Source organism: Streptomyces sp. WG7 (assembly GCF_049975785.1).
Classification (GTDB): domain Bacteria; phylum Actinomycetota; class Actinomycetes; order Streptomycetales; family Streptomycetaceae; genus Streptomyces.
Window position 1 is genome coordinate 13089 of sequence record NZ_JBNGGE010000024.1, and the last position, 15431, is coordinate 28519.

General features: G+C 70.3%; 12 protein-coding genes and 2 tRNA genes. 3 read left to right on the top strand and 11 right to left on the bottom strand.

What is annotated here, in order from left to right:
• Positions 1–21: 21 nt before the first annotated feature.
• The 3 genes from ACP4J0_RS22625 to ACP4J0_RS22635 all read right to left on the bottom strand — a co-directional run bounded on the left by ACP4J0_RS22625 (position 22) and on the right by ACP4J0_RS22635 (position 4763).
• Positions 22–378 (bottom strand): DUF4233 domain-containing protein, encoded by a 357-nt coding sequence (locus tag ACP4J0_RS22625; protein ID WP_426517218.1) that lies wholly within the window; start codon positions 376–378, stop codon positions 22–24.
• 5 nt (positions 379–383) lie between these two features.
• Complete coding sequence (folC, locus tag ACP4J0_RS22630) at positions 384–1895, bottom strand: bifunctional tetrahydrofolate synthase/dihydrofolate synthase (RefSeq protein WP_426600487.1); 1512 nt, start codon at positions 1893–1895, stop codon at positions 384–386.
• A 216-nt stretch (positions 1896–2111) separates the two neighbouring features.
• Positions 2112–4763, bottom strand: coding sequence for a valine--tRNA ligase (locus tag ACP4J0_RS22635; RefSeq protein ID WP_426600488.1), 2652 nt, complete (start codon positions 4761–4763; stop codon positions 2112–2114).
• A 137-nt stretch (positions 4764–4900) separates the two neighbouring features.
• On the opposite strand from ACP4J0_RS22635, the gene ACP4J0_RS22640 reads away from it, so the two are divergent.
• Positions 4901–5863: a hypothetical protein gene (locus ACP4J0_RS22640; protein ID WP_426600489.1), complete on the top strand. Its 963-nt coding sequence runs from the start codon at positions 4901–4903 to the stop codon at positions 5861–5863.
• 78 nt (positions 5864–5941) lie between these two features.
• Here the strand turns inward: ACP4J0_RS22640 and clpX are convergent, their stop codons facing one another.
• The 5 genes from clpX to ACP4J0_RS22665 all read right to left on the bottom strand — a co-directional run bounded on the left by clpX (position 5942) and on the right by ACP4J0_RS22665 (position 11098).
• A complete protein-coding gene (gene clpX / locus ACP4J0_RS22645) occupies positions 5942–7228 on the bottom strand; it encodes an ATP-dependent Clp protease ATP-binding subunit ClpX (protein ID WP_426600490.1) in 1287 nt (428 codons plus the stop codon).
• Positions 7229–7408: 180 nt separating this feature from the next.
• On the bottom strand, positions 7409–8089 hold the full coding sequence (locus tag ACP4J0_RS22650) for an ATP-dependent Clp protease proteolytic subunit (protein WP_426600491.1): 681 nt from the start codon (positions 8087–8089) through the stop codon (positions 7409–7411).
• A gap of 126 nt (positions 8090–8215) precedes the next feature.
• Positions 8216–8821, bottom strand: coding sequence for an ATP-dependent Clp protease proteolytic subunit (locus tag ACP4J0_RS22655; RefSeq protein WP_031040345.1), 606 nt, complete (start codon positions 8819–8821; stop codon positions 8216–8218).
• Between the two features lie 384 nt (positions 8822–9205).
• Positions 9206–10612 carry a trigger factor gene (tig, locus tag ACP4J0_RS22660; protein WP_426600492.1) on the bottom strand — a complete coding sequence of 469 codons (1407 nt, stop codon included), beginning with the start codon at positions 10610–10612 and terminating at the stop codon, positions 9206–9208.
• 412 nt (positions 10613–11024) lie between these two features.
• Positions 11025–11098, bottom strand: a tRNA-Pro gene (locus tag ACP4J0_RS22665).
• Positions 11099–11260: 162 nt separating this feature from the next.
• Between ACP4J0_RS22665 and ACP4J0_RS22670 the strand changes: the two genes are divergently transcribed.
• Positions 11261–11331, top strand: a tRNA-Gly gene (locus tag ACP4J0_RS22670).
• 188 nt (positions 11332–11519) lie between these two features.
• Here ACP4J0_RS22670 and ACP4J0_RS22675 read toward each other — a convergent pair.
• Entirely contained in the window at positions 11520–11714 is a 195-nt protein-coding gene (locus ACP4J0_RS22675; RefSeq protein WP_426600493.1) for a hypothetical protein, read from the bottom strand.
• A 665-nt stretch (positions 11715–12379) separates the two neighbouring features.
• On the opposite strand from ACP4J0_RS22675, the gene ACP4J0_RS22680 reads away from it, so the two are divergent.
• Positions 12380–13570 carry an acyltransferase family protein gene (locus tag ACP4J0_RS22680; RefSeq protein ID WP_426600494.1) on the top strand — a complete coding sequence of 397 codons (1191 nt, stop codon included), beginning with the start codon at positions 12380–12382 and terminating at the stop codon, positions 13568–13570.
• A 17-nt stretch (positions 13571–13587) separates the two neighbouring features.
• Here the strand turns inward: ACP4J0_RS22680 and ACP4J0_RS22685 are convergent, their stop codons facing one another.
• Complete coding sequence (locus tag ACP4J0_RS22685) at positions 13588–14016, bottom strand: HD domain-containing protein (protein ID WP_426600558.1); 429 nt, start codon at positions 14014–14016, stop codon at positions 13588–13590.
• 136 nt (positions 14017–14152) lie between these two features.
• Entirely contained in the window at positions 14153–15340 is a 1188-nt protein-coding gene (locus ACP4J0_RS22690; protein WP_426600495.1) for a PP2C family protein-serine/threonine phosphatase, read from the bottom strand.
• Between the last annotated feature and the right edge of the window lie 91 nt (positions 15341–15431).

Sequence of the window (15431 nt, forward strand, 5' to 3'; positions counted from 1 at the left end):
CGCGGCGCCCGTCACGCAGCGTCAGGCGGCGTCGGGGGCGGCGGCGTCCGCCTGGGCCGCGAACCTCGCCTTCGCTTCGTCGATCTTCCGCCCGTAGTGCACGGACGCCCACCACAGGGCGGCGAAGACCGCCCCCAGGAAGAACATGGTCGGCACGACGAACCCGGAGGCGATCAGTGCGATCTGCAGGGCCCAGCCGAAGGCGACGCCGCCCGGCCGGGTGACCACGCCGCACAGCGCCACGCACAGGAACATCGCGATGCCGCTGACCGTCCACACCGTCCCCATGGACAGGTCCGGGTCCTTCATGGCGACCAGTCCGGCGAAGCCGATCACGAAGACCTCGCCGATCAGAGTCGAAGCGCAGAGCGTACGCACGTTTCTCAGCCCCTCCCGAGGAGCAGTCGGGCCTCGCCGACGGTGATGACGGAACCGGTGACGAGCACACCGCCGCCCGCGAACTCGCCCTCCTCCTCGGCCAGCGTGATCGCGGCCTCCAGGGCGTCCGGCAGCCGCGGCTCGACCTGGACGCGGTCCTCGCCGAACACCTCCACGGCGACGGACGCCAGCTCGTCCGCGTCCATCGCGCGGTGGCTGGAGTTCTGGGTGACGACGACCTCGGCGAAGACCGGCTCGAAGGCCTCCAGCAGCCCCCGCACGTCCTTGTCGCCGCTCGCGCCGACCACACCGATGAGCCGGCTGAACTGGAACGCCTCCCCGACCGCCTCGGCGGTGACGCGGGCCCCGGCCGGATTGTGCGCGGCGTCCAGCACCACGGTCGGCGAGCGCCGCACCACCTCCATCCGCCCCGGCGAGGCGACGGCGGCGAAGGCCTTGCGCACGGTGTCGATGTCCAGCGGCCCGGGACGCTGCGCCCCGACGCCGAAGAACGCCTCCACGGCGGCCAGCGCCACGGCCGCGTTGTGCGCCTGGTGGGCGCCGTGCAGCGGCAGGTAGACCTCGGTGTACTCGCCGCCGAGCCCGCGCAGGGTCATCAGCTGCCCGCCGACGGCGACCTGCCGGGCGACGACCCCGAACTCCAGCCCCTCGCGCGCCACGGTGGCGTTGACGTCCACGGCCTTCTTCAGCAGCACCTGCGCCGCGTCCACCGGCTGCTGGGCCAGGATCACCGTGGCGTCCTGCTTGACGATGCCGGCCTTCTCGGCCGCGATCGCGCCGGGCGTCTCGCCGAGCCGGTCGGTGTGGTCCAGGTCGATGGGGGTGACGACGGCGACGTCCCCGTCGATGACGTTGGTGGCGTCCCAGGAGCCGCCCATGCCGACCTCGACGACGGCCACGTCGACGGGCGCGTCGGCGAAGGCGGCGTACGCCATGCCGGTCAGCACCTCGAAGAAGGACAGCCGGTAGTCCTGCTGGTCGTCCACCAGCCCGACGTACGGCTTGATGTCCTCGTACGTCTCGATGAACCGCTCGGCGGAGATCGGCGCCCCGTCCAGGCTGATGCGCTCGGTGACCGACTGCACGTGGGGCGAGGTGTACCGCCCGGTGCGCAGGTCGAAGGCGCCGAGCAGCGCCTCGATCATGCGGGCGGTGGTGGTCTTGCCGTTGGTCCCGGTGATGTGGATGGACGGGTACGACCGCTGCGGGTCGCCCAGCACGTCCATCAGCGCGGCGATGCGGGCGACGGACGGCTCCAGCTTGGTCTCGCCCCAGCGGGTGGCGAGCTCCGCCTCCACCTCGCGCAGGGCCTTGTCCACCTCGGGATCCTCGGGGCGCGCGGGCACGTCGGCCTGCGGGGGGCCGCCCTGGGTGCGGAGGGTGCGGCTGCCGGCCTCGATCACGGCGAGGTCGGGGTCGCGGGTCGTCTCCGCGTCGATGATCTCGTCGAAGGATTCGAGAGGGTCGGGCTGGTTCTCGCCGGGGTTGTCGCTCACGGGACCAGTCTACGGAGGGGCGCCGGCAAAGGTCGCGGGTGGCTTGCCCGTCGTACGTCCGCGGGCCGCCGCGGGCCGCGGACGCCCACGCGGCTGAGTCGTGGGGCACCCGCCCGCACGGCTGAACCGCACACCGGTACGGCCCCGCTCCCCCGGGCACGCGAAGGCTCCCGGCACCCACAGGGGCACCGGGAGCCTTCGTCCACGTGCCGGCGATTACGCCTGCGGCAGCTTCTCCAGCTGCGCCCGGAGCCGCGCGATGTCGTCGTCGGCCTTGGCCAGCCGGCCCCGGATCTTGTCCACGACGTGGTCCGGAGCCTTGGCGAGGAACGCCTCGTTGCCCAGCTTGGCGCCCGCCTGCGCCTTCTCCTTCTCGGCGGCGGCGAGGTCCTTGGCGAGGCGCTTGCGCTCCGCCTCGACATCGATCACACCGGAGAGGTCGAGGGCGACCTCGACCCCCGCGACCGGCAGGGTCGCCGTGGCCGTGAAGGCGTCGCCCTCCGGCTGGAGGCGCAGCAGCTGCCGGACGGCCGCCTCGTGCGCCGCGAGCGCGGTGCCGCCGAGGGTCAGCCGGGCCGGGACCCGCTGGCCGGGCTGGAGGCCCTGGTCGGCGCGGAAGCGGCGGACCTCGGTGACGACGGACTGGACGGTCTCGATCTCCCGCTCGGCGTCGGCGTCCCGGAAGCCGCCCGGGGCGTCAGCCCCAGGAACGGACACAGCGGCCGGCCAGTCGGCGATGACGAGCGACTCGCCGCCCGTGAGCGTGGTCCACAGCGTCTCGGTGACGAACGGGACGACCGGGTGCAGCAGCCGCAGCGTGACGTCGAGGACCTCTCCGAGGACGCGCTTGCTGACCTCGGCGGGCTCGCCGCCCGCCTGGAACGTCGTCTTGGACATCTCGACGTACCAGTCGAAGACCTCGTCCCAGGCGAAGTGGAACAGGGCGTCGGACAGCTTCGCGAACTGGTAGTCCTCGTAGTACGCGTCGACCTCGGCGACCACCGAGTTCAGGCGGGAGAGGATCCAGCGGTCGGTCGAGGACATCCTCGACGCCTCGGGCAGCGGGCCCTCGACCGTCGCGCCGTTCATCAGCGCGAAGCGGGTGGCGTTCCAGATCTTGTTGGCGAAGTTGCGGGAGCCCTGGACCCAGTCCTCGCCGATCGGGACGTCGACGCCCGGGTTGGCGCCGCGCGCGAGGGTGAAGCGGAGCGCGTCGGAGCCGTACTTGTCCATCCAGTCCAGCGGGTTGACCACGTTCCCGAAGGACTTGGACATCTTCTTGCCGTGCTGGTCACGGACCATGCCGTGCAGGGCGATGGTGTGGAACGGCGGGGTGCCGTCCATCGCGTAGAGGCCGAACATCATCATCCGGGCGACCCAGAAGAAGAGGATGTCGTAGCCGGTGACCAGGACGGAGTTCGGGTAGAACTTCGCGAGCGAGTCGGTCTGCTCCGGCCAGCCCAGCGTGGAGAACGGCCACAGGCCGGACGAGAACCAGGTGTCCAGGACGTCGGAGTCCTGGTGCCAGCCCTCGCCGCTCGGCGGCTCCTCGTCGGGCCCGACGCAGACGACCTCGCCCTCGGGGCCGTACCAGACGGGGATGCGGTGGCCCCACCACAGCTGGCGCGAGATGCACCAGTCGTGGAGGTTGTCGACCCAGTCGAAGTACCGCTTCTCCATCTCCTGCGGGTGGATCTTGACCTTGCCGTCGCGGACCGCGTCGCCGGCGGCCTTGGCCAGCGGGCCGACCTTGACCCACCACTGCATGGACAGGCGCGGCTCGACGGTGGTCTTGCAGCGCGAGCAGTGGCCGACGGAGTGGACGTACGGCCGCTTCTCGGCGACGATCCGGCCCTCGGCACGCAGCGCGGCGACGATGGCGGAACGCGCCTCCAGCCGGTCCAGGCCCTGGAAGGGGCCGTGGGCGGTGATGATCGCGTGCTCGTCCATGACCGCGATGGCGGGCAGGTCGTGGCGCCGGCCGATCTCAAAGTCGTTCGGGTCGTGGGCGGGCGTCACCTTGACGGCGCCGGTGCCGAACTCGGGATCGACGTGCTCGTCGGCGACGACCGGGATGGAACGGTCGGTCAGCGGCAGCTTGATCAGCTTGCCGACCAGGTGCTTGTACCGCTCGTCCTCGGGGTGGACGGCGACGGCGGTGTCACCGAGCATCGTCTCGGCACGGGTGGTGGCGACGACGATCGTCTCGTCCCCGTCGCCGTACTTCATGGAGACGAGCTCGCCGTCGTCGTCCTGGTACTCGACCTCGATGTCGGAGATCGCGGTCAGGCAGCGGGGGCACCAGTTGATGATGCGCTCGGCGCGGTAGATCAGCTCGTCGTCGTAGAGCCGCTTGAAGATGGTCTGGACGGCCTGGGACAGGCCCTCGTCCATGGTGAAGCGCTCACGCGACCAGGCGACGCCGTCTCCCAGGCGGCGCATCTGGCCGCTGATCTGCCCGCCGGACTCGCCCTTCCACTGCCAGACCCGCTCGACGAACGCCTCGCGGCCGAGGTCGTGCCGGGACTTGCCCTCCTTGGCGAGTTCCCGCTCGACGACGTTCTGCGTGGCGATGCCGGCGTGGTCCATGCCGGGCTGCCAGAGCGTCTCGAAGCCCTGCATGCGCTTGCGGCGGGTCAGCGCGTCGATGAGCGTGTGCTCAAAGGCGTGCCCGAGGTGCAGGCTGCCGGTGACGTTCGGCGGCGGGATGACGACGGTGTACGGCGGCTTGTCGCTGTCCGCGTCCGCCTCGAAGTAACCCCGTTCCACCCAGCGCTCGTACAGCTGCCCCTCTACCTCGGCCGGCGCGTACTGGGTCGGCAGTTCGGTGGCGGGTGCTGGCTGCGGCTGCTGAGAGTTCTCGGTCACGGGGGTCAGTTTAAGGGCGTCACGACCCTGTCCCGAAACTCGTTTCGTTTGTAACGGTGCGGCCCCCGGTGACCTGCGCACGCCAGGTCTGGGTCAGGATGTCAGCACCACATAAGCATCTGGAGGGGAACCCAGAAATGAGTCACAACCAGCCGGGCCCGTACGGCGGGCAGCCCCAGCAGCCCGGACCGTACGGCCAGCCGGGTCCGTACGGCCAGCAGCCGCCGCAGGCCCCCCAGCCCGGCTACGGCTACCCCCAGCAGGCTCCTCCCCCGCAGCCGGGCTACGGCTACCCGCAGCAGCCCCAGCAGGGCGGCGTCCCGCCGCAGCAGCCGCCGTACGGCCAGCAGCCCGCCTACGGCCAGCAGCCGCCCGGCCAGGCCCCGTACGGCATGCCCCAGCCCCCCGCGCCGGGCGGCGGCAAGAAGAAGACGGGACTGGTCATCGGCGCGGTCGCGGTCGTGGCGGCGATCGGCGTGGGGGCGTACTTCGTGTTCGGCGGCGGCGGGGGCAGCGGCTCGGACATCGCCGACGACGGCCCGCACAAGCTGACGACCCCGGCGACGGTGCTCGGTGAGTACAAGAAGGCCGAGGGCGACAGCGGCACCATGGACGCCGGTGACATGAAGGACGCCGAGACGTGGGGGGTGAAGGACGTCAAGGACGTGAGCGCCTCGTACGCGGCGGAGAACAAGGAGAACCCGCTGGCGAGCAAGCAGCTCATGTTCCTCGGCGTCTACGGCACCATCGAGGACCCGGAGAAGGCCCTCGACGCGATGTTCGCCCACATGAAGAAGAAGAGCCAGGAGGACAGCAGCGACGAGGAGGTGACCTTCGTCGGGGAGCCGAAGGAGTACAAGCCCGATTCCCTCGAGGGCGCCATCCTCAAGTGCCAGGACGCCAAGGTCGACAACTCCGACGGCGGTGCGAACGAGCCGAAGTCGATGACCATGACGTACTGCGCCTGGGGTGACCACAGCACGCTCGGCTTCGCCATGCCGCTGTCCCTCCTGGACATCGCGGCCGGCAAGAAGACCGACCCGGCGGGGGCGGCCGACATCACGGCCAAGCTCCGCAAGGAGGTTCGCGTCAAGATCTGACGCGGACACGGACACGCGGAAGGGGCCCGGTCGCTGGACCGGGCCCCTTCCGCGTGCGTGCCGTTCGTACGGTGACGGCTAGGCCGTCTTCTGCTCGCCCGGCCCCCGCCCCCGCGCGTCCCGCGGGATGAGGGTCGGGTTGACGTTGGAGAGGACCACGTCGGCCGTGATGACGACGCGGGCGACGTCCTTGCGGGAGGGGACCTCGTACATGACGCCCTGGAGGACTTCCTCCATGATGGCGCGCAGGCCGCGGGCGCCGGTCTGGCGGAGGATGGCCTGGTCGGCGATGGCCTCCAGGGCCTCGCGCTCGAAGTCCAGCTCGACGCCGTCGAGTTCGAAGAGGCGCTCGTACTGCTTGACGAGCGCGTTGCGCGGCTCGATCAGGATCTGGAGCAGGGCCTCGCGGTCGAGGTTGTGGACCGAGGTGATGACGGGGAGCCGGCCGATGAACTCGGGGATCATGCCGAACTTGACCAGGTCCTCGGGCATGACGGACTCGAACTGGTCCTTGGACTCCAGCTCCCGCTTGGAGCGGATCGTCGCGCCGAAGCCGATGCCCTTGGCGCCGGCCCGGCCCTCGATGATCTTCTCCAGGCCCGAGAAGGCACCGCCCACGATGAACAGCACGTTCGTCGTGTCGATCTGGATGAACTCCTGGTGCGGGTGCTTGCGGCCGCCCTGCGGCGGGACCGAGGCCGTGGTGCCCTCGAGGATCTTCAGCAGGGCCTGCTGGACGCCTTCGCCGCTGACGTCGCGCGTGATCGACGGGTTCTCGCTCTTCCGCGCCACCTTGTCGATCTCGTCGATGTAGATGATCCCGGTCTCGGCCTTCTTGACGTCGTAGTCGGCCGCCTGGATCAGCTTGAGCAGGATGTTCTCGACGTCCTCGCCGACGTACCCGGCCTCGGTGAGCGCCGTGGCGTCGGCGATCGCGAACGGGACGTTGAGCATGCGCGCCAGGGTCTGGGCGAGGAGGGTCTTGCCGGAGCCGGTGGGGCCCAGCAGCAGGATGTTGGACTTCGCCAGCTCGATGGCGTCGTCGCGGCCTTGGGCGCCGCCGTTCTCACCGGCCTGGACGCGCTTGTAGTGGTTGTACACCGCTACGGAGAGCGCCTTCTTGGCGGCTTCCTGGCCGACGACGTACCCGTCGAGGAACTCGTAGATCTCGCGGGGCTTGGGAAGCTCCTCCCAGCGCACCTCGCTGGTCTCCGCGAGCTCCTCCTCGATGATCTCGTTGCAGAGGTCGATGCACTCGTCGCAGATGTACACACCAGGCCCTGCGATGAGCTTCTTGACCTGCTTCTGGCTCTTGCCGCAGAACGAGCACTTGAGCAGATCGCCGCCGTCACCGATGCGTGCCACGGTGTGCTTCCCCTTCGCCTGGGAGACGCCCAGCCGTCGACGTCACGTCAACGGCCGGCGGACTCCTGGTGCTGCCTTATGTCCGACGGTACCTTGCCGAGCCCCCCGTCCGGGCCCCCCTTGGCACGGTTCACTTCGACGTGGACCGTGCCAAGGAGCAGCAGACGATACCCGTCCGCGTCAGCGAACCGACTCGTTGTTCATCTTGCGGGTGGAGATGATCTGGTCGACCAGACCGTAGGCCAGGGCGTCCTCGGCCGTGAGGATCTTGTCGCGCTCGATGTCCTCGCGGATCTTCTCGACCGGCGTGGTGGAGTGCTTGGCCAGCATCTCCTCCAGCTGCGCGCGCATGCGGAGGATCTCGTTGGCGGCGATCTCCAGGTCGGAGACCTGGCCGCGGCCCGTCTCGCTGTACGGCTGGTGGATCAGGACGCGGGCGTTCGGCAGCGCCATGCGCTTGCCCGGCGTGCCGGCGGCCAGCAGGATCGCGGCGGCGGAGGCCGCCTGGCCCATGCAGACCGTCTGGACGTCCGGCTTCACGAACTGCATGGTGTCGTAGATGGCCGTGAGCGCCGTGAAGGAGCCGCCGGGGCTGTTGATGTAGATCGAGATGTCCCGGTCGGGGTCCATCGACTCCAGGCACAGCAGCTGCGCCATGACGTCGTTGGCGGAGGCGTCGTCGATCTGGACGCCGAGGAAGATCACACGCTCTTCGAAGAGCTTCGCGTACGGGTCGTACTCGCGAACGCCCTGGGAGGTGCGCTCGACGAAGCGCGGGATCACGTAGCGGGACTCGGCGGTGGGGCCGGTGTACTCGGCACGCGGGCGGCCGTGCAGGCCGCTGCCGGGGAAGTCGTTCACAGTGTCTCCTGGAAAGGGGCTGAGGCGGTCGGCTCGGGACCGGCTGGACGGGCGCGCTGGGCCCGCGGAGGGCTGGGCTCGGCTCCGCGGGGCCCGGGGAGACCCGGGGAGCCCGCGGGGAGCGGCTCAGGCCCCGGTGCCGCCGCCGCCCGGCATGCCGGCGGCCGTGGTGATGACGTCGTCGACGAGGCCGTACTCCTTGGCCTCGAAGGCGTCGAACCAGCGGTCGCGGTCCGAGTCGCGGGTGATCTGCTCGATCGTCTGGCCGGTGTGCTGGGACGTGAGCTCCGCCATGCGCTTCTTGGTGTGCAGCAGCCGCTCGGCGTGGATCTTGATGTCCGAGGCGGAACCGGCCAGGCCGGCGGAGGGCTGGTGGATCAGGATCTCGGCGTTCGGGAGCGCGAAGCGCTTGCCCGGGGTGCCGGCACTGAGCAGGAACTGGCCCATCGAGGCCGCCAGGCCCATCGCGATCGTCACCACGTCGTTCTTGATGTACTGCATGGTGTCGTAGATCGCCATACCCGCCGTGATCGAACCGCCGGGGCTGTTGATGTACAGGAAGATGTCCTTGTCCGGGTCGGCGGCAAGGAGCAGCAGCTGCGCGGTGATCTTGTTGGCGATGTCGTCGTCGACCGGCTGGCCGAGGAAGATGATCCGCTCACCGAGCAGCCGGTTGTAGACCTGGTCGCCGAGGCCACCACCGATGGAGGGCTCGCCGGCGGCGGAGGGCATCAGATTCGTCACGTATCCACCTGCTCGTCTTACGACGGCGCCGGGCCGTCTCACGTGTTCTGCCGGGGCACGGGGCCGTCCGGCCGGTTTCGGGGACTCCCCTGCCCTCGTATTCATGGACCCTAACGCGCAGGCCCTGCGGTGCCATCCCGGTTCTCGCGGTGTTCGCTGTGAGCGCATGTCGCTCCGCTGCGTGAGCGGGGTGCGGCTCCGCCGTGGGCGGTCCGGTCCGTCCCCGGCCGGAGGCCGTGGGGGCTGGGGCCGCGCCCGCCGTCGTGCCGTGCTCCGGGACCGTACGGCGTCGCCGGGACGTGAGCGCGACGGGCCCCGAAGCGCTTCCGCGTCTCGGGGCCCGTCGTTACTGCGTCAGGGGTGCCGTGGGGCTCAGCCCTCGGTCTTCTCCCCGGTCTTCTCCTCGGCCTCGGCCTCGGTGGCGTCGGTGGGCTCGGCGGCGGCCTCCGTGGCCTCCGTCTCCTCCTCCTCATCCTCCAGGTCGACGACCTCGCCGTTGGTGTCCTTGACCGTGGCCTTCTCGACCACGACGGCCAGGGCCTTGCCCCGGGCGACCTCGCCGACGAGGAGCGGGACCTGGCCCTGCTCGACGACGGCCTGGGCGAACTGGTCGGGGGACATGCCGGAGGAGGCGGCGCGGCGCATGAGGTGCTCGGTGAGCTCCTCCTGGCTGACGTTGAGCTTCTCCTGCTTGACCAGCTCGTCGAGGACGAACTGGGTCTTGATGCCCTTGACCGCGGCCTCGCGGGTCTCGGTCTCGAACTCCTCGGCGGTCTTGCCCTGGATCTCCAGGTACTTGTCGAGGTCCAGGCCCATCTGGCCGAGCTGGTGGTGCTCCAGGTTGTGCTTGCGGGTGTTGACCTCGTCCTCGAGGAGCTTCTCGGGGACGGGGACCTCGACCAGCTCGAGGAGCTTGTCGAGCACGCGCTCCTGGGCCTGCGTGGCCTGGTCGTACTGCTTCGTGTTGGCCAGGCGCTTGCGGCTGTCGGCCTTCAGCTCCTCGAGCGTGTCGAACTCCGACGCGAGCTGCGCGAAGTCGTCGTCCAGCTCGGGCAGCTCGCGCTTGGCGACCTGGGTGACCTTGACGGTGACCTCGGCCTCCTTGCCGGCCGCCGAGCCGCCCTTGAGCTCGGAGGTGAAGGTGGCCTCGCCACCGGCCTCCAGGCCCTTCACGGCGTCGTCGATGCCTTCCAGCAGCTCACCGGAGCCGATGGTGTAGGAGACGCCGTCGGCGACGCCGTCCTCGAGGACCTCGCCGTCGACCTTGGCCTGCAGGTCGAGGGTGACGACGTCACCGTCCTCGGCGGCCCGCTCGACCGGGGAGGTGGAGGCGAAGCGCTCGCGCAGCTGCTCCACCGCCTTCTCGACGTCCTCGTCGCTGATCTCGACGGCGTCGACCTCGACCTCGATGCCGGAGTAGTCCGGGATCTCGATGGCCGGGCGGATGTCGACCTCGGCGGTGAAGTTCAGCGTCTCGCCGTCCTTCAGCTCCGTGATGTCGACCTCGGGCTGGCCGAGCGGGTTCAGCTCGGCCTCGTTGACCGCGTCGGTGTAGAACTTCGGAAGCGCGTCGTTGACCGCTTCCTCCAGAACCGCACCGCGGCCGAACCGCTGGTCGATGACCCGGGCCGGGATCTTGCCCTTGCGGAAGCCCTTCACCGTGACCTGCTGGTTGATCTTCTTGTACGCCGCGTCGAGGCTGTCCTTGAGCTCCTCGAAGGGCACCTCGACAGTGAGCCGAACCCGGGTCGGGTTCAGGGTCTCCACGGCGCTCTTCACGGTTCGGTCTCCTTGGTGGCTGACTTCTTGGGTTCTGCCGGAGCCAGAGCGGCATCCGGCAAATTTCGCCGCCCGGAGACTTCAGACGCTGAGCACACGGGCGTGCAGCTTGCATAGTAACGGCAGCGACTACACGGCCCAAAAGGCGATCACGGGAATCCCGGGTCGTTCACCCGAGGCGACCGGCCCGAGACCCGAGGGGCGACCGGCCCCAAGACCCGACGAGAGGCCGCGGAGCGCCGGTGGCCGGGCGGGACGCGGCGGTGACCGGTCGGGAAGCAGCGGCGGCCGGCCGGGGGCCGGTGGCGCCGTCGGGCGGCCGGGAGCCGGGCGGGTTCCACGTTCTCGACGGTCGGGTAGGCCGGCCGCGACCGGCGGCGGGCCGGCCGGGACGACAGCGGCCGGCGATCGGTCGGGGTGGCGGGATTTGAACCCACGGCCTTCCGCTCCCAAAGCGGACGCGCTACCAAGCTGCGCCACACCCCGTCTGGTGCGACACGTAGGGTACATGCCCCCAGGCACCGGGGCCGTCCGATTACCCGAGCGTCCGCGAAGGTCCGGCGCGCTCCGGAAGGGGTGTGCGGTGAAGGACGACGACCCGCTAAGATGCCTGCAGTGCCGCGGTCACCGACCTGCGGCGCGCGCCGCGCGGGCGTAGCTCAATGGTAGAGCCCTAGTCTTCCAAACTAGCTACGCGGGTTCGATTCCCGTCGCCCGCTCCGAGAGGCCTCCGGCCCGGTCCCTTCACAGGGGCCGGGCCGGAGGCCTTTGTGCTGCAAGGCGGAGGAGGGGGTCGACGCGGTGGTGTCCTCCCGCTCGAGCGGAGCCGAGCGCGGGAGGAGTGACGACAACGCCGCAGACGCGCGTGCCGGACCCGGCGTCCGCGGCGTGATCGAGCCGGCAGGCCCTAGAACTGGATGGAGTTGAGCGTCTCCGCTATCGAGTCCAGGAAGCGCTGGATGTCGTCGGCCATGCCGGTCGAGGCCAGGAAGAAGCCGAAGAGGACCGCGACGACCGCCGGGCCCGCCTTGAGTGACCCTCCTCGCAGCAGCACCACCAGGATGATCCCCAACAGCAGCACCACTGACAGTGAAATGGCCACAACTGATCACACCCTCGGTCGGTCCGCTCTCCCGGCCCGGGGGTCAGCCCTGCACACCCCCGCCAGAACCATCGTGCCACCAACCCGGCCCCGCCATGCGGCAGGTGACACATCATTCGGGGACGGATCCAGGTGCGAGCGCTCCCCCGCACACGTGGACGTACCCGCCCATCGCATCCCGTACAGAAATTCGACAGGGCACCCGCGCGAGGAATTCCGGGCGCTTCGTTTCGATGCCCACACAACGCGTTCGCAGATATTTCGAATTGTCACGGGACACACACCGAAGGGCGCATCACAGGGAGATCACAGGATTCCCGGCAGGTCCCCGTGAGCGCATTGAAGCGGACATTGCAGCGGAGTCGCCCACCGCGCTTATGGCCTGTTCAGTCCGGATGAGTCATGACATGTGGGATGACCCAGGAGCCGCTGCGGGGTGCGGCCGCGCACCGCGACGTGGGAGCCGTCACGCGACCGGAGAGATCGAGTTCCCTGAAATGCGGGGCACTCGCGAGGCACTCGGGACCCGAATACGGGAATGACTTCGAAGGTTTTACGGAATCCCACGGGAACGCTAGGGTGCCTCAGATGTTCTACGCTGCCTCGTCCCCCACCAGAGCAGCGAGGTCCTGCGATGTCCCGCCGATTTTCTGGCGGGGGGCCGCATGACGAACTCGCTGCGACCGCACGGCGACCGGGAGACGCCGTCGCCACCGGACCAGCAGACACCGGTCCAGCAGACACCGCCGAGCCGGCAGACCGGGCCGGGTCGCCGGCGCGACGCGTTCTTCGACAACGCCAAGTACCTGGCGATCGTGCTGGTCGGTGTCGGTCACGCCTGGGGACAGATCCTGGACGGGAACCGGACCGTGGAGACCCTGTACCGGGTCCTGTACACGTTCCACATGCCGGCCTTCATCATCATCTCCGGCTACTTCTCGCGCAGCTTCGACCTGAGCCCCAAGCGCGTCAAACGGCTGATCACCGGTGTCGCCGTCCCCTACGTCGTCTTCGAGGTCGCCTACGCGCTGCACCGCCGCGTCAGCGAGGACCCGGACAACGACATCAGTCTGCTGGACCCCACCTACCTGCTGTGGTTCCTGTGCGCGCTGTTCGTCTGGCGGCTGACCACCCCCATCTGGCAGACGGTCCGCCGGCCGCTGCCGATCGCCCTGGGCATCGCCGCGCTGGCCTCCGTGACACCCAGCATCGGGAACGACCTGAACATGCAGCGGGTGCTGCAGTTCCTGCCGTGCTTCGTGCTGGGCCTGCTGCTGCGCCCCGAGCACTTCCAGCTGGTGCGGCGCCGCTCGGTGCGGATCCTGTCCGTGCCGGTGGTCGCGGCGGCGGCGGCCGTCGCCTGGTGGTCGGTGCCGCGCATGGAGACCGGCTGGTTCTACCGCAACGCCGCCGTGCAGGACTCGGGCGCCCCCTGGTGGTCCGGGCCGGTCGTGACGCTCGCGCTCTTCGGGTGCTCGCTGGTGCTGACGGCGTGCTTCTTCGCCTGGGTGCCGGGCCGGCGCATGTGGTTCACGGCGCTCGGCGCGGGCACGATCTACGGCTACCTGCTGCACGGGTTCCTGTCGAAGGAGGGCACCTTCGCGGGCTGGTTCCACGACCCCGCGTGGGGCAGGCCGCTCGGCGTGATCGTACTGACCGTCCTCGCGGCCGCCGTCATCACCCTGCTGTGCACCAAGCCCGTCCAGCGGGTCCTGCGGTGCGTGGTGGAGCCGAGGATGGACTGGGCCTTCAAGCGGGACCCCGGCGAGGCCGCCCGGGTCCGCGAGCGGCGGGAGGAGAACGAGGTGCGCGAGGCGCGGGCGACGAGCGGGGCCGGCGAGAAGGTTTCCGTCTAGGGCCGCCTGCCCCTGCGTCAGGCCGGCCCGACCAGGCCGAGGAGTGCGCGCATCCGCGTGTACTTCTCGGCCAGTCGTGCGCGGGTGGCGGCGTCGAGGACCGCGAGCCGTGCCGGATCGGCGTTGTGCGCCAGGTCCGCCTCCTTGACCAGTCGCGCCCCGGGCGTGTCGAGGATGCGCGCGGCGTACGCCTCGGGCGGCTCCCCGGCCCGCTTGGTGAGGGCGAGGACGATGTCCTTGGTACGGCGGCTCAGCGAGGCCTCCCGCAGCCACCGCTCGGACAGCGCGTCGTCCTCGACGGCGTCGTGCAGCCAGGCCGCCGCGATCTGCTCGTCGTCCCCGCCGCGCCGTCGTACCCCCTCGGCGACGGCCCGCAGGTGCTCGGTGTACGGCCGTCCCGCCTTGTCGGTCTGTCCCGCGTGGGCGGCACGGGCGGCGGCCTCCACGTCGGCAAGGGAGAGTCGCGGGGCGGGCCCGGTGCCGGGCCCGGAGACGAGCTGCGAGGCCGACTGCGAGGTGGCCTGCGAGGTGGTCTCCGGGGCGCGTGGCCGTGACGGGGTGGGGGGCACATGGTCCAGTGTGTCAGTCCGCCGACGTCGGGGACTGGGACGTCGGGCCCTCCCGGCAGATCAGCAGGAGCGCGCGGTCGTCGTTGACGTCCTTGGCCACCGCCTCGATCAGGTGCCAGGCGGCGCCGTGGAAGCCGCCCGCGACGTAACGGTCGGCCTCGCCGGTGAGGCGGTCGATGCCCTCGGTGATGTCGCGCTCGGAGGTCTCCACCAGGCCGTCCGTGAACAGCATCAACACGTCTCCGGGCCGCAGCGTGCCCTTCACCGGGTCGAACTGCGCCCCGTCGTACACACCCAGCAGCGGTCCCTCGGCCGACTTCTCCTCCCAGCGGCCGGTGCCCGCGCTGAGCTGGAGGCCCGGCGGGTGTCCGGCGGAGTACAGCTCGTAGTCGCCGGAGTCGAGTTCGAGGACGAGGTGGATGGAGGTGGCGAAGCCCTCGTCCCAGTCCTGGCGGAGCAGGTAGCCGTTGGCGGCCGGCAGGAACGCGTGCGGGGGCAGGCTGCCCAGCAGGCCGCCGAACGCGCCCGACAGCAGCAGGGCGCGCGAGCCCGCGTCCATGCCCTTGCCGGAGACGTCGGTGAGGACCACCTCCAGCGTCCGGCCGCCGTTGGTGCGGGCCGCGACGACGAAGTCGCCCGAGAAGGACTGTCCGCCGGCGGGGCGCAGCGCCATCTCACGGTGCCAGCCCGGCGGGAGACCCGGCAGCTTGCTCTGGACGCGGATGCGTTCGCGCAGGTCGAAGAGCATGGTGCCGCCGCGTCGCCAGGGCACGCCGACCCGGCTGCGGAACTGGGCGACCAGCAGCCCGAAGAAGCCGCAGGCCGCGACGACCAGGACCACGCCGGGGGTGACCCGGGAGGGGCCCTCCGTGTACGGGCCCAGCTGCACCGACTCCACGATCAGCGCCGTGGCCGCCGCCGCGTACAGGGCGAGCAGGCTGGCCGGGCGCAGCAGCAGGCCGCCCGCGACGATCGGCAGGACCAGCGCGGCGGGTGAACACCACACGGAGTTCGCCATCGTGGTGGCCGCGATGACGGGGATCATCAGCATCAGTCCGGCCAGGGCGATCCAGTCCGAGCCGTCGCCGCGGAAGTAGTCGACGGCGGATCTGCGCATGCCTACGCGGGCCCGGTGCCACTGCTTCTTCCACCGGGCCGTGAACGTCTCGGCTTCCGCGCGCCGCTGTCGTCCTGCTGCCATTAGTTCGGGACCCTATCCATCGGACCGGGCACTTGGCACGGGAGGTCCTGCTTGTCCCCCGTCCGAGGCCCGACTTCACAGTGAACTTCAC